Consider the following 19,878-nt stretch of genomic DNA (forward strand, 5'->3'; position numbering starts at 1 on the left):
TTTATTATTCTAGCATTGAATACTCTGTTTTTTATTGTTTTTTTTATAAGAAAAGCTTAAAGATGCTATAATAGTCGGTAGCGAATAGCAAAGAAAGGACGTTATTATGGAATACACCATGACTTTACCCGAAAATCACCCGCCCATGCCGCTTCGCGATTTGTTGGAACAGGAGTGGCTCGTTCCACGAAAAGTGCGCCATTTTCTGCGCACACGGAAAAATGTGGCCGTCAATCAGCAGCCCGCGATGTTTCATCAAGAAGTTCGTGGCGGCGATCAAATCACTTTGATCATTGAAGACAGTGATTACAGCTACCAGCCGATCCAGTTAGGCCAAGCGGACAAAGTCGACGTACTTTTTGAAGATGAACACTTATTGGTGCTGAACAAGCCTGCCGGGGTCAAGACGCACCCAAATCAGCCATTAGAAGCCGATACTCTGTTGAATGATGCAGCTGCTTACCTTGCGCCGAAACAGCAGCAGCCTTATGTGGTCCATCGTCTAGACAAAGAAACCAGCGGTGTGGTTTTATTTGCAAAAAATCCTTTGGTGTTGCCGATCTTGGGCCGAATGCTGGAAAACAAACAGATTTTCCGTCGCTATCAAGCCACTGTTTGGGGGAAACTTACGCAAGATCAAACGATCGCCAAAAAAATCGGTCGTGACCGTCACGATCGTCGCAAGCGGATCATTGACTCCCGCAACGGTCAGTCAGCCGTCACCCATGTAACCATCGCCCACGCCCAACAAAAGACAACCAATGTGTATTGTGTGTTAGAAACTGGTAGGACCCACCAAATTCGCGTCCACCTTGCCAGCATCGGTCATCCAGTCGTTGGCGACCCGCTTTACCAAAACAAATCAGCGCCACGTTTGCTGCTGCATGGCTACGAATTGCATCTAGAGCATCCTTTTACCAAAGAACAGTTAGTGATCATCGCTCAACCGGGCTTGTGGTAAGCAACCAAAAAGCATGACGACTTGAGGAATCCCTCTTGTCAGTCATGCTTTTTGGTTTCAGATGATTTTCTCCATGCTTCTACTTGGTATTTTGGTTTATAGCGGTAAGTAAGCTGCTGGATCAACGAAATCTGACCACAACGTCTTACTCAGTCCAAAGTGCAGATGGACGCCTGTCGAATTTCCAGTCGTCCCCATCGTACCGACTTGGTCGCCGACTGCAACGGTCGCCCCCTTTGAGACACTGACAGCTGTTAAATGAAAATAATACGAGTAAAAGCCATTATCGTGAGCCAAAATCACGTAATTTCCAGTGCTTGGGCCATAGCCAGCATCTTCTACCTGTCCATCACGAGCGGCGACGATCTTCTCCCCCGCTTGACCTGTGAAGTCGATCCCGTCATGCTGCGTCCCTGAAAAACCAGTCGGGTCTGCTCGAGTACCAAAACCGCTGGAGATCGACACGGAGCCAGTGATTGGCAGTGAAAATTCACTGGCTGCCGCTTTCTCCGCTGCTTCTTTGGCTTTTTGTTTCGCTTCTTCAGCTGCTTTTGCTTCTTGCTCCACTTTTTCTTGTAGGTCTTGCACTTGGGCTTGCGTCTGCTGCAGCTGCTCTTGTTGGGACTGCAATTCTTTTTTGGCTGTTGCTAATTGTTCTTCGCTATGTACTAATTGGGCTTGCGTCAAGGTTTGGTACGAAGTGATTCGTTGTTGTTCGGCTTCTTTTTCCGCCAATTGTTGGTTCACTTCCCGTAAAGCCGCTTGTTGTTCACTAAACTTGCGTAGTTGCTGGATCGTGGCTTGCGGTCCATCGACTACCAGACTGCTTTGCGCTTGGCTTCCTTGGTGCTGGGCTTTTTGATCATTTAGTGCAGTGATCTGCGTTTGAACTTCCTTGCTTTCTTCTGCCAATTGGCTTAATTCTTCCTGATAATCCGCTAATTGACTTTCCAACGCTGTGACTTTCTGTTGGCTGATGGTGACTTCGTCTTCATAAGAGGCTAGTTCTGTGGTCAAAACCGTCAGTTCCTCGCTGCTCTTGGTTTCAGCAGCATAACTGATAGCTGGCTGGAAAAGAGGCAACGTAAGGGCGAGCAATAAAAAAATCTTTTTCTTCAATGAGGTAACTCCTTCTTTTTTTAGTAGCTTGGCTACTTTAACATGCTTATTCATGAAAAAAAAGAGGGTTTTTCCAACAGTTTAAAGTCTATTGTTGCAAACTTTCATGTAAATCACCTATAAAACGGGCTTTTTTTACAAATATTGCAGCCGAATAACAACTTTCATAAGAATTTCTTTAGCTCGCCGATCGTCTTATCCTCGCTCTTGCAGCTTCGCCAATTCCTCAGGAGTCAATTCCCGATACTCGCCTAATGCCAAATCATCTGGCAGGGACAGGCCTCCCATGCGAATCCGTTTCAAATAAACGACTTCTTTTCCTACTGCATGGACCATCCGTTTGACTTGATGAAACTTGCCTTCATGGAGGATCAGTCTGATTTCGCTGCGCGTTTCGTCTTCATCGACGTTGAGGATCTGCAGTTCAGCCGGCAAGGTCCACTCGCCGTCTAATTTGATGCCTTTGCCAAAGGTTTTTTGATCCTCCGCTGTCATGATTCCCTCGACTTGGGCATAATATTCTTTTTCCACATGCTTCTTAGGCGACAATAATTGATGCGCCAATCCGCCATCGTTCGTAATCAGCAAAAAGCCTTCGGTGTCTTTATCCAACCGTCCTACTGGAAACAAATCTTCGCGAAACGCTTCTTCAGAAAACAAATCTAAGACCGTCTCTTCATAGGAATCGACGGTTGCCGAAATCACTCCAGCGGGTTTATTCAGCAAATAATAAAACTGGCTTTGATAGACGATGGGTTCCCCCTCAAAACAAACGGTATCTTGTGTTTCTAGTACTTGCGCTTTGTCACTCTTGATGACTTGTCCATTGACGGTCACGAGACCTTTTTTGATCAACTGTTTCACTTCTTTGCGGGAGCCATAACCCATATCCGCTAAAAACTTGTCTAAACGCATCGGTTTCTTCCTTTCATATAAAACAGCCGCCAAGGTCTCACAAAGGAGGCTCAGCGGCTGCTTCTAGTTTTATTTGATGTGTAATTTCTGGCGTAAACGAACCATTGATGAGCCGAGTAGTTTTTCAGCTAAACGCAATTTCAGCGCAATGTAGATGTACACACTGCCACCGACTCCTGCTACTAGCAAGCTCAAGATAAATGCTTGGACTTTTCTTTCAGAGCTAAAGATGAGACCAAAGAGTTGGCGGGCGATCAACGCTGCGATCACCATAATGATCGTCATCGCGCCAATCAATAACGTCCGTCGCAACGTTAAGTTTACATTGAAATGGCCTTTGCGAATCATCTTGCGAATGTTCAGCCAGCAGACGATCCCTAAAGCAATCGTCGTGGAAACTAATGGGCCATAAACTTGGAACAACCGAATCGCTGGATACTGCAAGATCAACTTCACCAGCAACCCTACAAAGAAGAAAACAACGGCTTCTTTGTTGTGGTACATTCCTTGCAGCATACTAGAACTAAGCATAAACAAGCCCAAGACCAGACCAGACAGACAGGCAGCGACTAAAACGCTCGCTCCTAACGCATCTGGACGATAAAACAAGGTGTATAAGGGATAAGACAGCACGATCATCCCAAAGGTCGCTGGGAACATTACAAAGGAATACAATTGTAAGTTGTTGCTGATCAATTTAGCTAAGTTCTTTTTGTCTTTTTTGGCGACTGCTTCACTGATCAAAGGCAAGCCTGTTGAAGCCATGGAAGTAGCTAATCCGATAACCACCATCGTCAACTTATCAGGGTTGCTACCGAAAATCGCCATTAATTCTAAGAGCTGATCATTTGAAAATTCAGTAAAACTACTCATGATCCGCACAAAGGTGTATTGATCCACCAATTTTAAAATCGTGATCCCAGAACCAACGATAATAAAAGGGATCGCTTCTTTGATGGTCGCTAAAACCAATTCTTTGGTTTGCAACACGGTTTCTTCTTTGCTCATATCGACTAAGACGTCCATCCGCACCCGTTGCTTTTGGAAGTAATAGCCTAAAACCAAAATACTGGCTAAGACACCGATAAAGGCGGCAAAGGTCGATTGCGTCACAGCCGCCGTGTATTCGCCTTCGATAACCCGCATAATGATGAAGGTCGCCAAAAGCATATAGCAGACGCGGGCGATTTGTTCGACAACTTGCGAGATCGCAAAAGGTTTCATGTCTTGGTTTCCTTGGAAGTATCCTCGCATAACACTCATACAAGGAAAGACCAATAGTGCAATGCTCAATGAGCGCATTGCAGGAATCAATTCTTCCCCGCCACCTGAAGCCGTTGCCAACCATGGGGCTGCCAAATACATGATTCCGGCGGTCACCACGCCAAAGCCTGCCATCAATTGGAAGGCCCTTAAAAAGAGCTTCTGGCTGGTGCGGTATTCTTGGCGAGAATTATAAAAAGAAATCTGCTTGGCAATTGCCGATGGGATCCCAGCAGTTGAGATCATTAAAAATAAGGCGTAAACATTATAGCCCATCCCAAATAACGCATTTGCTTTATCGGCATTTGCCCCCATCCAATAATACCAAGGTAAAATGTAAATGGCGCCAAGCAAACGTGAACCGATATTGCCCATTGTCATCCAAGCAGATCCTTGAGCCATTTTTTCTTGTGTAGTTAATTCTTTTGACACTGAACGCATGTGATTATCCATCGCCATTATCTCCAACTTTCTACAAACATATCCCTTCCATTTTAATTCGAAAAAGAGTTGGTCGCAATCTATTTTTGCAACATCTTAAAGTTTCTTCAAAATAAGAAGAAAAAAAAGAAAACTTTTCCCTCCTAAACGGCGGTTTTTAGGAGTTATGCTATAATAAGAGAAATCTTTAGAGGAATGAAGGAGAACAACGATGCAAAAGGAACTCATTACCGTGCCACAGATCCGCAAACTCTTATTGCAGGAAAACCTACTAAAAGAAATCATCACCCCCACTGATTGGGTTTATACCGTGCCGCAAGAAATGACTGATATTGCCTTTACCTCCTTAAGTTACGACTCGCGAACGGCCAATGCGGCAACGCTTTTTTTCTGTAAAGGGGCTTCTTTTAAAGAAAGCTACCTAGCCGCCGCCATTGATCAAGGCATTCAGTGCTACATTTCAGAAACACCTTATGACAACTTCGCAACCTACGGGATCATTGTTACGGACATTCGAGAAACGATGGCAGTGATCGCTCAAGCATTTTATAGCAACCCGCAAGAACAGCTAGTGACCATCGGCATCACTGGCACCAAAGGCAAAACCAGTTGCGCCTATTTTGCTCGGGCGATTTTAGCAGAATCGACGGGTCAAAAAGTAGCATTCTTTTCATCGGAGGAAAACTCAGTCGATGGAAAAACCTTTAATGAAGCAGTGTTGACGACTCCCGAAACACTGGATCTTTATAAAATGATGGCTGAGGCTGTTGCAAACGGCATGACCCATCTTGTAATGGAAGTTTCTTCTCAAGCGTATAAAACCAAACGGGTAGCCGGCATTACCTTTGATATTGGCGCGTTCTTGAATATTTCGCCTGATCACATTGGACCGGTGGAACACCCGACTTATGATGATTACCTTTACTGCAAACGGGAACTGATCCGCAACAGCAAACAAATGATTTTAAATCGTCAAAGCGATCACTACCACTTGCTGCGAGAAACTTGTGAAGTCCATCAAGTTCCTTATATCACCTACGGACGTTCAGATGCCGATTATGTCGTTCAAGAAGGAATGGACCTAAAGAGTTTCGCCCTGACAGCTGCTTCTGATGTCTTGCAAGTCTCTGGTGAATATCAACTGGGGATCTTAGGTTCTTTCAACCATGAGAACGCCGCAGCGGCGATTTTGGCTGCCTGCTTAGCGGGTGCCTCTCGTGAGGACGCTCAGAAAGTCCTGCCGACAGTGATCATCCCTGGACGAATGATCGTTTTAGAAAAAGAAAATGGCGCCGTCATGATCGTTGACTATGCCCACAATTACCTGAGCTTCCAATCATTAAGTGAACTTGCCCGTCAATTACGACCAGATGGCCGCCTGCTTTTTGTCACTGGCAGTGCTGGCGGAAAAGCCCAATCTCGCCGAGCAGATATGGGACGAGCGCTAGGAGAATATGCGGACAAAGTCTACCTGACCAGCGATGATCCTGATTTTGAAGAAGCAGCTGCGATCGCAAAAGAAATTGCAGATGCTATCACCAATCCTGAAGTTGCCATCATTCATGAGATGGATCGGGCTCAAGCCGTCAAATTGGCGATCGCTGAAGCAGACGGTCGTGATATCGTGATTATTGCGGGCAAAGGCGCCGAACAATACTTGAAAGTCGCTGGAAAAAAAGTCCCTTACATCGGTGACTTGACCTTAGCGCAGCAGCAAGCCAAGCACCAATAGCAACAAGTTGTCTCAACAAAAAAGCTTTCAGATGATCCATTAAATCATCTGAAAGCTTTTTTCCTGTGTGATTAAGGTTGTTCATCTTCGTAAGTCTCATAGACATAGGGTGCGCCATCATAACGGAATTCTGTTGAAATGGCAGCGTCAAGGTCTTCGGTAAACATTCGCTTGCTGAAAGGAAACAAAAAGACTTGCCCTTCTTTGGCATCTTCGGCTGCTAAACGGTAAAACAGCTCTTCTTCTGTTAATTGTTGATTCAACTGTTCCAAGACATCGGCAGTGACTGCCTCTTCTTCATAGCCAGGTTTGGCAATCCGTGCATAATCTTCAAAAAAAGCCGTTTGGCCTTCAAATGATTGATACTCCATGTAAGTCCCCTCTTTCTTTTCTCTTTCTTTATTATACGAGAGTCTGTGAGGATCAGCGAATAATATGATCGCTAACAAGCGGAAATTTGGCTTTTTTAGCGCTTAAATATGTCAGAAACATTTCAAGTGTATTACGAATCAATTATTTGACAAAATCAGATTGAACACGTATCCAAATTTTGTATAATGATACATAGAGACTATAAAAGGGGCAAATGTAATGAACAACGCAAAGAAAAAATTATTCGTCGGTACTGGTGCTGCAATTGGTTTTGTCGCAATCGTTGCTATGATGGCTCAGTTCATGATTTCCAATCATCTATTTGGCGGAAGTGATGCTTCATCAGAAATTTTCACTCGCGCTACGTATCCAAACGGCTTTCTACTAGTGATCTTGATTCCATTGGTCGCAACAGCCGCTTTGTTCTATGGGATCATTCGCAAAAAATAACAAAAAAGTGTTGCTGAGAACCACTCAGTAACACTTTTTTTCTTTGTCGCTACCAAAAAGCTGCCTAACAGACCATTGTCCTGTTAGGCAGCTACTTTTTTAGCGTTTAGTTTGCAACGATATTAACCAATTTATTGGGTACGACGATCACTTTGCGGATCGTTTTTCCTTGGAGCTGTTCTTGGACAAGTTCGTTTTCTTGGGCCAATTGTTCAAGCACTGCTTTTTCTGCGTCTGCTGGAACCATTGCTTTGGCACGAACTTTGCCGTTGACTTGAAAGACGACTTCGATCTCATCTTCCACTAGGGCACTTTCGTCATAGGTTGGCCAAGGCACATAAGAGATCCCATGGTCATTCCCGAGGATCGACCAGAGCTCTTCACCGATATGCGGTGCGATTGGAGCCAATAGCTGCACAAATCCTTCGACATACTCGTAAGGTAAGGCATCAGCTTTATACGCTTCATTGACGAAGACCATCAATTGGGAAATCGCCGTATTGAAATGCAGCTGTTCATAATCTTCCGTCACTTTTTTAACCGTTTGGTTATACACCTTCGACAATTTTCCATCGTTGAATGTCGTGATGCGGTCGCGCATTTTGCCATTTTCATCGACGATCAAGCGCCACACGCGATCCAAGAATTTGCGACTGCCTTCAAGGCCATTCTCATTCCAGGCGATCGATGCATCCAATGGTCCCATAAACATTTCATATAGACGCAAAGTATCTGCACCGTATTGATTGATGACATCATCTGGATTGACGACGTTGCCGCGGGATTTCGACATTTTTTCATTGTTTTCCCCAAGGATCATCCCTTGGTTGAACAATTTTTCAAATGGTTCTTTCGTTGGTACGACACCGATATCATACAAGAATTTATGCCAGAAGCGAGCATAAAGCAAATGCAAGACAGCGTGTTCCGCCCCACCGATATAAATATCGACTGGCATCCAGCGTTTCAATTTATCATAGTCTGCCAAAACAGACTTATTATGAGGATCGATAAAGCGTAAGAAATACCATGAGCTTCCTGCCCATTGTGGCATCGTATTGGTTTCGCGACGTCCTTTTTTCCCAGTTTCTGGATCGGTGACATTGACCCAATCCGTGACATTAGCTAATGGCGATTCCCCGGTACCGCTTGGTTTGATATTGTCGGTTTTTGGCAAACGCAATGGCAGCTGATCTTCAGCAAGCGCTGTGGTCGTCCCATCTTCCCAATGGATGATTGGGATTGGTTCACCCCAATACCGTTGGCGAGAGAACAACCAATCGCGAAGACGATAGCTGACTTCTTTTTTCCCAACATGGTTTTCTTCCAACCATGCGACCATTTTTTCAATGGCGGTCTCTTTGTCTAGCCCATCCAAAAAGTCTGAATTGATATGCAGTCCATCTTCGGTATAGGCAGATTCTTCCACGTTGCCCCCTGCCAATACAGGAATGATCTCTAAACCGAATGTTTTGGCAAATTCGTGGTCACGTTCGTCATGGGCAGGAACCGCCATGATCGCACCTGTTCCATAAGAAGCCAAAACGTAATCGGCGATCCAAATCGGGATCTCTTTGCCATTCACGGGATTGATGGCATAGGCACCAGTGAAGACACCGGTTTTTTCTTTGGCCAAATCTGTTCGGTTCAAATCAGATTTTTTCGATGCTTCTTCTACATAGGCATCAATGGCTGCTTTTTGTTCTGGGGTAGTGATTTGGGCCACTAGCTCATGTTCTGGTGCCAATACAGCGTAGGTCGCACCAAACAAGGTATCTGGGCGAGTCGTAAAGACGGTAAAGTCTTTTTCCATCCCTGCCACTTTAAACGTTACGTTGGCTCCGACAGAACGTCCGATCCAATTGCGTTGCATTTCTTTGATGCTTTCTGGCCAATCAACTTCTTCTAAATCGTCCAACAAACGATCAGCATATGCCGTGATTTTTAGCATCCATTGGCGCATCGGTTTGCGGATCACATCATAGCCGCCCCGTTCGCTCTTGCCGTCAATGACTTCTTCATTGGCGATCACAGTTCCAAGCTCTGGTACCCAATTTACCGGAACTTCGGCTTCATAAGCTAACCCTTTTTCATAAAGCTTGGTAAAGATCCATTGCGTCCACTTGTAATATTCAGGATCTGTCGTATTGATTTCACGATTCCAGTCATAGCTGAACCCTAGCGCATTGATTTGACGGCGGAAGGTCTCAATGTTTTTCTTCGTAAATTCCGCTGGATCATTTCCTGTATCTAGTGCATATTGTTCGGCAGGCAGACCAAAGGCATCCCAGCCCATTGGGTGCAGTACATTGTACCCTTGGCTGCGTTTGAAGCGGCTCAAGATATCCGTAGCCGTATAGCCTTCTGGATGTCCGACATGTAATCCTTGTCCGGATGGATATGGGAACATATCTAGCGCATAAAATTTTGGTTTGTCCGGCTCATCATGGGTGTTGAACTCATTTTTCTTTGCCCAATATTTTTGCCATTTTTTTTCGATTTCTTTGTGATTGTAATTCACGATGGACTCCTCCTAAAAATTGGTGCTTTGCTCGTCAAATCAACCAGCAAAACTTAAAAAAAGTCCTATAAAAATCGCTATGATTTTTATAGGACGTTATCAACGTGGTACCACCTAAGTTTATCTGCTCCTCAAAAAAGCAGACCTCGATGTTTTAACGGCCATCGCCGTATCTGCCTAGCCAAATCAGGTTCAGTCAGATATCACTCGAAGACGAGTTCGAAAGGTGTGCTGTGCATTTCCACCAACCATGCACTCTCTAAAAGTCCCACCGTACTTCTACTATTCCTTCTCAAACGTGAAAGTTTCTTTGCACTTATCCTAACAAAAATCATTAGGAATAGCAATCTATTTTACCCTAACTGTTTGTCCTGGGTAAATAAAGTTATTTTGAATATTGTTCCATTGAATAAATTGATCCGTCGTGATGCCAAACTTATCTGCGATCCCCCAAACGGAATCACCCGATGCGACCTTGTAAGTACCATTTGTCGCTGAAGTGCTGGTAGTAGCTGTTGTGCCGCCTTGCTTGACGACCACCTTTTGTCCTGGATAGATAAAATCATTTTTGATGTTGTTCCAGTTGCGGAATTGGTCCATCGAAATCCCGTGTTTATTGGCAACTGACCAGACTGAATCACCCGCTGCCACCGTATAGGTGTTGCCTGCAGCACTGCTACTGGTTTGGCTGCTGACGGTCGTGCTCGTTGTTGTACTTGTCCTCGTTGCGGAACTACCACTGACGACAACTTTTTGTCCTGGGTAGACAAAATCATTTTTGATATTGTTCAAACTGCGAAATTGATCCATGGAGATCCCATGTTTGTTGGCGATCGACCAGACTGAATCACCCGCTGCAACTGTATAGGTACCGCCACTGCTTTGGCTAGCAGTTGATGCAGTGCTGACGGTCGTGGTACTGCTGGTATTCGTAGACGAACCACCGCTGACGACAACTTTTTGTCCTGGGTAGACAAAGTCATTTTTGATATTGTTCAAACTGCGGAATTGATCCATTGAGATCCCATGTTTATTGGCGATCGACCAGACTGAATCACCAGAAACTACGGTATAGGTGTTGCCTGATGTAGTTGCTGAAGTATTACGATTGACGATCGATACCGTAGAAGTTGCCGAAGTGCTTTGGGTGCTGCCGTTGACTTTCAACGTTTGCCCTGGATAAACAAAATCATTTTTGATGTTGTTCAAGCTGCGCAACTGGTCCATGGAGATGCCATGTTTGTTAGCGATCGACCATACAGAGTCGCCCGAAGCGACTGTATAGGTTTGACTGCCGCTCGTGCTGACAGCCGCCGTTGTAGTCGTAGTATTGGTTGATGCGCTAGCTGTGGCACCACCACCGGCATTGCCAGAAGCAGGTGTGTCGTATTGCGTCAAACCAAATTGTTGGATCACTGCATTCAGGGAAGAAGCATAATTGGGTGCAGTCGCATAGCGGCCTGCTAGCCATGCGGTTGCATCAAGATATGAAGTCGTATTGCTCTTCCAAGCGCCAGAATAATATGAAACGCCGCTTTGTAAAGAGGTTGAGCGTAAAGTACGTGCGTTATCTTCGAATGATTGCGTGTATGATGGGTAGCGCTTAAAGGGTTCATTCATAGTCAACCATTGATTGTTCAAGTACTCCAAAGTACTCATATAAACGGTTTGACCGTTGTAGCTGCCTTTGATCCCGAATAGATTATAATTCGGTGCTTTTGATAAACTGCTTCGGCCCCAACCACTTTCTAAAATGGCTTGTGCGATCATCACAGAAGCATATAAATCGTTGGCTTGTGCCACGGGCTGAGCGTAAGTAGCGATTTCGGCAATAAATGCGGAAGTATTCGGCGCGGCAAAATTGCTAGTAGAAACTTGGGCGATCGAGGTCTCTACGGCTTCTGCTTGAACCGATGACACCAATGGAGCTACAACAGAGCAAGCAGTCAGTGTCGTTCCTAAAACGACTGCACTTTTTTTGATCACTCGATACTTATCGCCCGATTGGTCTGCTTGACGATGTACTTTTCTTGATTGACTCGTGTTCATGTCCGTTATTCCTCCGTTTTTTCCTTATAGTGAACGTAGGTTTAGTATACAATTTCTTAAGAATTTATAAAAGGTATTTGAGCCGATTTCAGAAACTGTAAACTCTTTGTAATCAAACGAACATTTATTGAAATGAAGAGTTTGTATTTAACCCAACGAAAAATATTCCTTGGCAGTGGGATGCTCCCTGAATGGTTCCCTGCTTTTTCCGTCTTGCGATAAATGCTATAATACCTTCTAGATGTCTCTTTGCTTGAAGGGACAGAAATTCTCTAGAAACGAGGCTTTTCCATGCATAAAAAACTTTATTTTCAATTTGCCGGCAGCTGCTTTTTACTGCTGTTCGTTTTTCTCGGCTATCTCGTGAAATTTTATCCTACTTGGTTGGTCTCCTTTGACGAAACCTTGACTCGCATCATCCGCACCGGCTATCCGTTTTGGACACCGTTTTTTCTATGGGTCACAAAATTTGCGAATCCTACCACGATCATCTTGCTCTTTCTTGCTGTTTTAGCCGTTTTAGTGATCAATAAATATTATGCAGAAGCACTATGGCTCTGTATCGGCACCATCGGGATTGCCGGGCTCTTTAATCCATTGATCAAACTGGTCTTTTTACGGGAGCGACCAACCCTTGAACACTTAGTCACGGAATCAAGTTTTAGTTTCCCCAGCGGACACTCGACAGGCAGTATGGTTTTTTATGGGACATTGCTCTTCTTGGTCCCAGTTTTCTTCAAGCAGCCTTTTTGGCAATGGGGACTCCGTATTCTGCTAGGCCTATTGATCAGTTGTATCGGCATCAGCCGCATCTATGTTGGCGTGCATTTTCCCAGTGATGTGTTAGGCGGTTTTTGTGTCGGCCTGTCTTGGCTACTGTTGACCTACCCTTACTACTTGCAAAAACGTTTTGTCTGGCGCTTCACGCGTAAACAATTATAAAAGAAGGTAAAAAAATGAATCCATTTCCTTATGCAGAAGATAAAAACAAACGATACCATTCATGGAACTTTGCTTTGCGGCAAGAATTTGGCGAAAAAATCTTTAAAGTTCCCATCGATGCGGGCTTCGACTGCCCCAATCGTGACGGCACCGTTGCCAAAGGCGGCTGTACATTTTGCAGTGTGTCCGGCTCTGGCGATATGATCGTAGCACCTGAAGCCCCGTTACCAGAGCAGTTTGAAAAAGAGATCGCCATGATGCACAAAAAGTGGCCGCAAGTGGACAAATACATTGTCTATTTTCAAAATTTTACGAACACCCACGCACCGGTGGCAGTGATCCGCGAGCGCTTCGAGCAAGTACTGACACTACCTGGTGTTGTCGGGATCTCCATTGGGACCCGACCAGACTGCTTACCAGCAGATGTCGTTGACTATCTGGCAGAGCTCAATCAACGCTTTTATTTATGGGTCGAATTAGGACTGCAAACGACTTTTGAAACCACGAGCAATGCCATCAACCGCGCCCATGATTATCAAACCTACTTAGACGGCGTCGCCAGCCTGCGCAAACACAATATTCGTGTCTGTACCCATTTGATCAATGGCCTGCCAGGCGAGACGATCGAGATGATGCAAGAAAACGTCCGCCGCACCATTCAAGATTCTGATATCCAAGGCATCAAACTGCACCTGTTGCATTTGATGCGCAATACTCGGATGCTGCGGGATTATCATGAGGGACGTTTGCAATTGATGCGGCGCGATACCTATGTGTCATTGATCTGCGATCAGTTAGAAATGATCCCCCCAGAGATCATCATTCATCGCTTGACAGGCGATGCACCATGGGATTCTCTGGTAGGTCCAATGTGGAGTTTGAAAAAATGGGAAGTCTTGAATGAGATCGATCAAGAAATGCTACGCCGCAACTCCTATCAAGGGAAATTCAACGTGCGAAAGGAGCTTGTCAATGCTGCCGACCGCCATGCATTATAGCCACACCCTTTTAAAAGAAGTTCTGCAACCGGGACAAACCGCCGTTGATGCCACGATGGGCAACGGCTTCGACACGGAATTACTGGCTTCCTTAGTTGGACCGACTGGTCAGGTGTTTGCTTTTGATATTCAAGAACAAGCCCTCCAAGCCACCAAAAAACGTTTGACTGAAAAAGAGCTGTTGGCGCAAGTCCAGCTGATCCATCAAGGCCATGAGACGTTGGCAGATGTTGTGAGCGGTCCGGTTCACGCCGCCATTTTCAATTTAGGCTACTTGCCGAAAGGGGACAAAGCGATCATCACGCTGCCTGATACAACGAAAACGGCTTTAGAAGCTTTACTGACACGTTTAGCCCCGAAAGGTAGAATCATCCTCGTCTGCTATTATGGACACGCTGGCGGCGAAGCAGAGCTGAAAGAAGTCCACTCCTTTTGTCAGCAGCTGCCGCAAGAGGAATATAATGTCCTTTCCTATCAATTTATCAATCAGCGCAACCAGCCGCCGATCTTATTTTGTATCGAACGAAAAAACCATCAGTCCTCGGCACGTTAAGGTGTCGATCGACTGATGGTTTTTTTATTCACTAAAAAGCCATTGCAGGACTCGTTGGATCCATTGATCCCAAAAATTCCAATCATGATCCCCAGTTCCCGATTCAAACGTTACGGCTAGTTTGCGTTTTTGCAGCTTATCCACCGCATATTCACTTGCCGGATACAGCTGATCCTCGGTTCCACAGCTAATAAAAAAGCGCGGCGCGGTGCTTGGATCGATGGTCTCAATCAGATGGATCAAATCATTTTCTGACCCTTTGAATTGCTCTAAAGGGCCAAAGATTCCTTCCCAATAAGCTTGGCTTCGCAGCTGCAGCAAGGAATCCATGCTTTCAGCCAGCGCTAATGCGCCAGACAAAGACGCTACCGCCGCAAACTGGTCAGGCTTGCGCAGCCCAAGTTTTACTGCCCCATAGCCCCCCATCGAGAGACCTGCTGCAAAAGTTTTTTCTCGTTTTTGCGTCAGTTGAGGAAACAGTTCATGACAAATTTGTGGTAATTCTTCGGCGATAAACGTCCAATACTTCATTTCGTAGGTCGTATCGGTATACCAGCCCAGATCAGTAGACGGCATGATGACCGCTAGTTGATACTCTGCGGCATATCGCTCGATCGACGTCCGTCGCTGCCAGACACTATGATTTCCGTTCATCCCATGCAATAAATAAAGCACCGGGAGATCTGTGCCCGTCGATTGGCTTTGCGTACCGATTTTTTTCTTGGTACTTTGAGGCAAGATCACATCGATCATTACCTCCATTTCAAGAACATTTGAATAGATATTTGCTTGTAAAAAAGCCATACAATCACCTGCGATCCTTTTTTTATATTGTACCAGATTCTCGCGAAATCGTGCGGGTCAAACCAATCGCTAGCACAATGAGTAAAACACCGATCCCAAAAACCCAGTGTAGACCGCTATAAAGAATCTCCCGTAATTGCCCTAATAAGGCTGTTGGCAGCTGACGCGCGGCGGCTGGATCAACCAGCTGATTCATGACACTGCTGTCAGTGACTTGCGCCTGTGCCAAGCCCACGCTATTGCTGGTGTTTAAAACGATACCGAAGACCGCCACCATAATGGTTTGCCCAATCGTTCGCAGCAGCGTATTGAAAGAAGTCGCCACGCCGACTTGGGTGGGTGCAACGCTGGTTTGGGCAGTAACGGTACAAACCACCATCGTTGCCCCTAATCCGACGCCCGTAATAGAAGAAATCACCAAGAACAACCAGAATGATGTCTGTGCCGGTGTCAAAAACAACCACAAGGCACCGGTAGCCGTGATCACTAAGCTAACCGTCAAGACCCAACTGACACTGTGTTGTGTCAACCAACGGCTGGCTAAGAAGGAACCAATCATCCATAAAATCGACAACGGTGCCAACACAAGCCCGCCAATCCCCGCACTCATGCCTAAGACCCCTTGCATCCACATTGGGATATAAACATCGATCCCCATCAGGAAGCCGCTAGCCAAAGCTGCTACGATGTTGACCACCACAAATAGTTTTGAGTGGAACAGCTTCAGATCAATAATCGGATCTGCTGCTTTTTTCTCCACACGAATGAAGCCGATAAACGTGAGGACAGAAAAAACGAACAGACCGATAACAGGCAGACTTACACCATAATCTCCTAGCAATTGGAAGCCTAGCAGGAGCCCTACTAACGTCAACATCAACAAGAGACTGCCTGCATAATCAATGTTGACTGCAGCAAAGGCCTTTTTTTCTTCATGAAAATAAAACCAAATTAAGGCGATCAACCCTAATCCGATGGGCACGTTGATAAAGAAGATCCAATGCCACCCGATCGTATCTACGATCAATCCACCGGCTAAGGGACCAACGACACTGGCGATCCCCCAAGCAGTACTATTGAGCCCTAAGACTTTCGCCCGCTTTTCAACAGGATACAGGTCCGCAATGATCGTTAGGGCAACGGGCATCATGGCCCCTGCGCCTAATCCTTGCAACGCTCTGGCAATGATCAACGTCAACATTGTGTTGGCCATCCCACAAAACGCCGACCCGATAATAAACAGCAGCGTACCAAATAGAAAGACTGGTTTGCGGCCGATGTTATCGGCAAACTTGCCGTAGATCGGGGTCAACATCGCACTGGTCAAAAGATAGATCGAGAAGACCCAGTTCATGATCTCGATCCCTTTCAATGAACTAACGATGGTAGGCATCGCTGTCGTAATGATCGTTCCTTCGATCGCGGTCATAAACGTTGCGACAAAGACCGCAATAGTGACTAATTTTACATTGGTTCGCATGTAACTCCTCCTTTTACTCCAAAAAAAAGAACCCCTATTGATAGTCATCAATAGAGGTCGCCTCTTTTAATCCTTCACACTTGCCAAAAGTGCCGCCACCTTGTCGGTGCGTTCCCATGGCAAATCGATATCTGTACGACCGAAATGTCCGTAAGCGGCAGTCTGACGATAAATCGGACGGCGCAAATCTAACATTTCAATAATTCCTGCTGGTCGCAAATCAAAGTTTTCCCGCACCGCTTGAATCAAGCGATCGTTACTGACGGTTCCTGTACCAAAAGTGTTGATGCTGATCGACACGGGTTGTGCCACACCGATCGCATAGGCTAATTGGACTTCCACTTTTTTGGCTAGCTTTGCTGCTACGATGTTTTTGGCAATGTAGCGAGCCGCATAGCTGGCTGAACGGTCAACTTTGGTTGCGTCTTTTCCAGAAAACGCACCGCCACCATGACGAGCATAGCCGCCATAAGTATCAACGATGATTTTTCTGCCTGTCAAACCGGCATCCCCTTGAGGACCGCCGATCACAAAACGACCAGTAGGATTAATATAATATTTTGTCTGCTCGTCTAAAAGATCGGCAGGGATCACTTCTTTGATCACTTTTTCAATGACATCACGGTGGATCGTTTCATTATCAGCCGCATCATCATGCTGGGTGCTAATAACGACGGTGTCCACTCTTTGTGGTTGATCGTTATCATCATATTCAACAGTTACTTGCGATTTTGCATCTGGACGCAAGTAGCTTAGTTCATTGTTTTTACGCAACTCTGCTAAACGACGGACTAACCGATGACTCAATGCGATTGGTAAAGGCATCAATTCAGGTGTTTCATCAACGGCAAAACCAAACATCAAGCCTTGGTCACCGGCACCGATATCTTCTTTATCCGTTTCTCCGCGACTTTCTAAAGCATCGTCAACGCCTTGAGCGATATCTGGTGATTGCTCATCGATCGCTACTAAAACAGCAACCGTATCGCCGTCAAAGCCGAATTTTGCTCGTGTATAGCCGATTTCTTTGATGGTTTCACGGACGACTTTTTGGATATCTACGTAAGCAGAAGTAGAAATTTCTCCAAAAACTAAAACCAATCCGGTGGTAACTGACGTTTCACAAGCAACCCGAGCCATTGGATCTTCGGCAAGCAACGCATCTAAGATGGCATCACTGATTTGGTCAGCTACTTTGTCTGGGTGTCCTTCTGAAACGGACTCTGATGTAAATAAGTGTTTCTCTGTCATTTTTGTATTCCCCCTAATATATGTTTCGGTTACAAGGCATCTTCGCAGCTGCGAATCCTTTCGGGAACTTGCAACGGACTGATTATAACAAATTTTGACCCTTCGTAGTTGAAAAATGATAAAAAAGATCATTTTTGGGTAATAAAAAAACACTCTCAAGAGTGTTTGCATGATCCGTACGGGATTCGAACCCGTGTTACCGCCGTGAAAGGGCGGTGTCTTAACCGCTTGACCAACGGACCAGTTTGAAAATGTAATGGGCCTAAATGGACTCGAACCATCGACCTCACGCTTATCAGGCGTGCGCTCTAACCAGCTGAGCTATAGGCCCCAAATAAAAAATGCAAAGCGGGTGACGAGAATCGAACTCGCGACAACAGCTTGGAAGGCTGTAGTTTTACCACTAAACTACACCCGCATTCCTATGGCGCGGGACAGAATCGAACTGCCGACACATGGAGCTTCAATCCATTGCTCTACCAACTGAGCTACCGAGCCAAAAACAACGGTCTGGACGGGACTCGAACCCGCGACCTCCTGCGTGACAGGCAGGCATTCTAACCAACTGAACTACCAAACCAGAAGCTTTGTATTGCTGCTTTGCCGTTAAACAAAGCGATTGCGGGAGCAGGATTTGAACCTACGACCTTCGGGTTATGAGCCCGACGAGCTACCAGACTGCTCCATCCCGCGATAAGTAATTACTTTTCAGTAATTAAAGGACTGTGATTCTTTTGCTCACAACAAAAGAGACAGTTAAGGAGGATAAGGGATTCGAACCCTTGCACGGTTTTACCCGCCTGACGGTTTTCAAGACCGTTCCCTTCAGCCGGACTTGGGTAATCCTCCAAAAGTAAAAAATGATCCGTACGGGATTCGAACCCGTGTTACCGCCGTGAAAGGGCGGTGTCTTAACCACTTGACCAACGGACCAATAAAAAAACGGAGAAGGAGGGATTTGAACCCTCGCGCCGGTTTCCCGACCTACACCCTTAGCAGGGGCGCCTCTTCAGCCACTTGAGTACTTCCCCAAATGTATGACTACATTTTGATGGGCCTAAATGGACTCGAACCATCGACCTCACGCTTATCAGGCGTGCGCTCTAACCAGCTGAGCTATAGGCCCCAAAAAATAAAAGCTAAAGCGGGTGACGAGAATCGAACTCGCGACAACAGCTTGGAAGGCTGTGGTTTTACCACTAAACTACACCCGCATGGCGGTCTGGACGGGACTCGAACCCGCGACCTCCTGCGTGACAGGCAGGCATTCTAACCAACTGAACTACCAAACCATATTTAGCTTTTATTGCGCTTTTGAAAACAAAAGCAATTGCGGGAGCAGGATTTGAACCTACGACCTTCGGGTTATGAGCCCGACGAGCTACCAGACTGCTCCATCCCGCGATAAGTAATTACTTTAGAGTAATTAAAAGACTGTAATTCTTTTGCTCGCAACAAAAGAGACAGTTAAGGAGGATAAGGGATTCGAACCCTTGCACGGTTTTACCCGCCTGACGGTTTTCAAGACCGTTCCCTTCAGCCGGACTTGGGTAATCCTCCATAATAAAACAGATACAATGCCACAATGGACCTTGTAGGACTCGAACCTACGACCGGACGGTTATGAGCCGTCTGCTCTAACCAACTGAGCTAAAGGTCCAGGCTCTTAAAAAATCGCGGCGGAGGGGATCGAACCCCCGACCTCCCGGGTATGAACCGGACGCTCTAGCCAGCTGAGCTACACCGCGTAAAAAAGAATCATTTATTCAAATGATATGGAGCCTAGCGGGATCGAACCGCTGACCTCCTGCGTGCAAAGCAGGCGCTCTCCCAGCTGAGCTAAGGCCCCTTTTGTAAAAGTATCGGGAAGACAGGATTCGAACCTGCGACCCCTTGGTCCCAAACCAAGTGCTCTACCAAGCTGAGCTACTTCCCGTTATTAAAGCGCGCCCAAGAGGAGTCGAACCCCTAACCTTTTGATCCGTAGTCAAACACTCTATCCAATTGAGCTATGGGCGCATATTAAG

At 45.8% G+C, this 19,878-nt stretch carries 15 protein-coding genes, 19 tRNA genes, 1 riboswitch and 1 other annotated feature; of the genes, 6 read left to right on the forward strand and 28 right to left on the reverse strand.

The window, feature by feature from the left end; genetic code table 11:
- Positions 1 to 106: 106 nt before the first annotated feature.
- Positions 107 to 961, forward strand: coding sequence for an RluA family pseudouridine synthase (locus IGI92_RS14895; protein ID WP_086332726.1), 855 nt, complete (start codon positions 107 to 109; stop codon positions 959 to 961).
- Between the two features lie 96 nt (positions 962 to 1,057).
- On the opposite strand, the gene IGI92_RS14900 is transcribed toward IGI92_RS14895, so the two are convergent.
- The 3 genes from IGI92_RS14900 to IGI92_RS14910 form a co-directional block, all read right to left on the reverse strand.
- On the reverse strand, positions 1,058 to 2,134 hold the full coding sequence (locus IGI92_RS14900; protein WP_144331053.1) for a M23 family metallopeptidase: 1,077 nt from the start codon (positions 2,132 to 2,134) through the stop codon (positions 1,058 to 1,060).
- 141 nt (positions 2,135 to 2,275) lie between these two features.
- A complete protein-coding gene (locus IGI92_RS14905; RefSeq protein WP_301388161.1) occupies positions 2,276 to 2,995 on the reverse strand; it encodes a pseudouridine synthase in 720 nt (239 codons plus the stop codon).
- A 69-nt stretch (positions 2,996 to 3,064) separates the two neighbouring features.
- Positions 3,065 to 4,711 carry a putative polysaccharide biosynthesis protein gene (locus IGI92_RS14910; RefSeq protein WP_008382016.1) on the reverse strand — a complete coding sequence of 549 codons (1,647 nt, stop codon included), beginning with the start codon at positions 4,709 to 4,711 and terminating at the stop codon, positions 3,065 to 3,067.
- A 199-nt stretch (positions 4,712 to 4,910) separates the two neighbouring features.
- Here IGI92_RS14910 and murE point away from each other — a divergent pair, with 199 nt between their 5' ends.
- On the forward strand, positions 4,911 to 6,431 hold the full coding sequence (gene murE / locus IGI92_RS14915; RefSeq protein ID WP_301388164.1) for a UDP-N-acetylmuramyl-tripeptide synthetase: 1,521 nt from the start codon (positions 4,911 to 4,913) through the stop codon (positions 6,429 to 6,431).
- Positions 6,432 to 6,502: 71 nt separating this feature from the next.
- On the opposite strand, the gene IGI92_RS14920 is transcribed toward murE, so the two are convergent.
- Positions 6,503 to 6,802, reverse strand: coding sequence for a DUF5960 family protein (locus tag IGI92_RS14920; RefSeq protein ID WP_008382014.1), 300 nt, complete (start codon positions 6,800 to 6,802; stop codon positions 6,503 to 6,505).
- A 220-nt stretch (positions 6,803 to 7,022) separates the two neighbouring features.
- Here IGI92_RS14920 and IGI92_RS14925 point away from each other — a divergent pair, with 220 nt between their 5' ends.
- Positions 7,023 to 7,253, forward strand: coding sequence for a hypothetical protein (locus IGI92_RS14925; RefSeq protein ID WP_005233376.1), 231 nt, complete (start codon positions 7,023 to 7,025; stop codon positions 7,251 to 7,253).
- 106 nt (positions 7,254 to 7,359) lie between these two features.
- Here IGI92_RS14925 and leuS read toward each other — a convergent pair whose 3' ends face one another.
- The gene (gene leuS, locus IGI92_RS14930) at positions 7,360 to 9,774 is read right to left on the reverse strand and encodes a leucine--tRNA ligase (protein WP_016620000.1); all 2,415 of its coding nucleotides are present in this window, start codon (positions 9,772 to 9,774) and stop codon (positions 7,360 to 7,362) included.
- Positions 9,775 to 9,860: 86 nt separating this feature from the next.
- Positions 9,861 to 10,080, reverse strand: a binding site (T-box leader).
- A 42-nt stretch (positions 10,081 to 10,122) separates the two neighbouring features.
- On the reverse strand, positions 10,123 to 11,823 hold the full coding sequence (locus tag IGI92_RS14935; protein WP_086372400.1) for a muramidase family protein: 1,701 nt from the start codon (positions 11,821 to 11,823) through the stop codon (positions 10,123 to 10,125).
- A gap of 291 nt (positions 11,824 to 12,114) precedes the next feature.
- On the opposite strand from IGI92_RS14935, the gene IGI92_RS14940 reads away from it, so the two are divergent.
- The 3 genes from IGI92_RS14940 to IGI92_RS14950 are packed head-to-tail and all read left to right on the forward strand — an operon-like array spanning position 12,115 to position 14,316.
- A complete protein-coding gene (locus IGI92_RS14940; RefSeq protein WP_016619999.1) occupies positions 12,115 to 12,765 on the forward strand; it encodes a phosphatase PAP2 family protein in 651 nt (216 codons plus the stop codon).
- A 14-nt stretch (positions 12,766 to 12,779) separates the two neighbouring features.
- Positions 12,780 to 13,763 carry a TIGR01212 family radical SAM protein gene (locus IGI92_RS14945; RefSeq protein WP_005233367.1) on the forward strand — a complete coding sequence of 328 codons (984 nt, stop codon included), beginning with the start codon at positions 12,780 to 12,782 and terminating at the stop codon, positions 13,761 to 13,763.
- A complete protein-coding gene (locus IGI92_RS14950; protein ID WP_185953789.1) occupies positions 13,738 to 14,316 on the forward strand; it encodes a tRNA (mnm(5)s(2)U34)-methyltransferase in 579 nt (192 codons plus the stop codon). The genes IGI92_RS14945 and IGI92_RS14950 overlap by 26 nt, the downstream gene beginning before the upstream one ends.
- 24 nt (positions 14,317 to 14,340) lie before the next feature.
- On the opposite strand, the gene IGI92_RS14955 is transcribed toward IGI92_RS14950, so the two are convergent.
- From IGI92_RS14955 to IGI92_RS15060, 22 genes are all read right to left on the reverse strand, one after another.
- Entirely contained in the window at positions 14,341 to 15,120 is a 780-nt protein-coding gene (locus tag IGI92_RS14955) for an alpha/beta hydrolase (protein ID WP_005227672.1), read from the reverse strand.
- A gap of 22 nt (positions 15,121 to 15,142) precedes the next feature.
- Positions 15,143 to 16,600, reverse strand: coding sequence for an MDR family MFS transporter (locus IGI92_RS14960; RefSeq protein WP_005233363.1), 1,458 nt, complete (start codon positions 16,598 to 16,600; stop codon positions 15,143 to 15,145).
- Positions 16,601 to 16,666: 66 nt separating this feature from the next.
- The gene (gene metK / locus IGI92_RS14965) at positions 16,667 to 17,851 is read right to left on the reverse strand and encodes a methionine adenosyltransferase (RefSeq protein WP_008382004.1); all 1,185 of its coding nucleotides are present in this window, start codon (positions 17,849 to 17,851) and stop codon (positions 16,667 to 16,669) included.
- Positions 17,849 to 17,930, reverse strand: a riboswitch (SMK box riboswitch). It overlaps the preceding gene by 3 nt.
- A 91-nt stretch (positions 17,931 to 18,021) precedes the next feature.
- Positions 18,022 to 18,093: transfer RNA gene (locus IGI92_RS14970), tRNA-Glu, on the reverse strand.
- A gap of 15 nt (positions 18,094 to 18,108) precedes the next feature.
- Positions 18,109 to 18,182: transfer RNA gene (locus IGI92_RS14975), tRNA-Ile, on the reverse strand.
- 16 nt (positions 18,183 to 18,198) lie between these two features.
- Positions 18,199 to 18,269: transfer RNA gene (locus IGI92_RS14980), tRNA-Gly, on the reverse strand.
- Between the two features lie 7 nt (positions 18,270 to 18,276).
- Positions 18,277 to 18,349 (reverse strand) — tRNA-Phe (locus IGI92_RS14985).
- An 8-nt stretch (positions 18,350 to 18,357) separates the two neighbouring features.
- Positions 18,358 to 18,431 (reverse strand) — tRNA-Asp (locus IGI92_RS14990).
- A 39-nt stretch (positions 18,432 to 18,470) separates the two neighbouring features.
- A tRNA-Met gene (locus IGI92_RS14995) sits at positions 18,471 to 18,544 on the reverse strand.
- Between the two features lie 66 nt (positions 18,545 to 18,610).
- Positions 18,611 to 18,700: transfer RNA gene (locus IGI92_RS15000), tRNA-Ser, on the reverse strand.
- A 12-nt stretch (positions 18,701 to 18,712) separates the two neighbouring features.
- Positions 18,713 to 18,784: transfer RNA gene (locus IGI92_RS15005), tRNA-Glu, on the reverse strand.
- A gap of 10 nt (positions 18,785 to 18,794) precedes the next feature.
- Positions 18,795 to 18,882, reverse strand: a tRNA-Ser gene (locus tag IGI92_RS15010).
- Between the two features lie 21 nt (positions 18,883 to 18,903).
- Positions 18,904 to 18,977 (reverse strand) — tRNA-Ile (locus tag IGI92_RS15015).
- Positions 18,978 to 18,994: 17 nt separating this feature from the next.
- Positions 18,995 to 19,065: transfer RNA gene (locus IGI92_RS15020), tRNA-Gly, on the reverse strand.
- Position 19,066: 1 nt separating this feature from the next.
- Positions 19,067 to 19,143: transfer RNA gene (locus IGI92_RS15025), tRNA-Asp, on the reverse strand.
- Between the two features lie 38 nt (positions 19,144 to 19,181).
- Positions 19,182 to 19,255 (reverse strand) — tRNA-Met (locus IGI92_RS15030).
- A gap of 66 nt (positions 19,256 to 19,321) precedes the next feature.
- A tRNA-Ser gene (locus IGI92_RS15035) sits at positions 19,322 to 19,411 on the reverse strand.
- A 26-nt stretch (positions 19,412 to 19,437) separates the two neighbouring features.
- A tRNA-Ile gene (locus IGI92_RS15040) sits at positions 19,438 to 19,511 on the reverse strand.
- A 14-nt stretch (positions 19,512 to 19,525) separates the two neighbouring features.
- Positions 19,526 to 19,599 (reverse strand) — tRNA-Met (locus tag IGI92_RS15045).
- A gap of 28 nt (positions 19,600 to 19,627) precedes the next feature.
- Positions 19,628 to 19,700: transfer RNA gene (locus IGI92_RS15050), tRNA-Ala, on the reverse strand.
- 13 nt (positions 19,701 to 19,713) lie between these two features.
- Positions 19,714 to 19,787: transfer RNA gene (locus IGI92_RS15055), tRNA-Pro, on the reverse strand.
- Positions 19,788 to 19,796: 9 nt separating this feature from the next.
- Positions 19,797 to 19,870: transfer RNA gene (locus IGI92_RS15060), tRNA-Arg, on the reverse strand.
- Positions 19,871 to 19,878 lie beyond the last annotated feature (8 nt).

The sequence above is a fragment of the Enterococcus sp. DIV2379 genome, assembly GCF_050542965.1.
Taxonomy (GTDB): Bacteria; Bacillota; Bacilli; order Lactobacillales; family Enterococcaceae; genus Enterococcus_D; species Enterococcus_D entomosocium.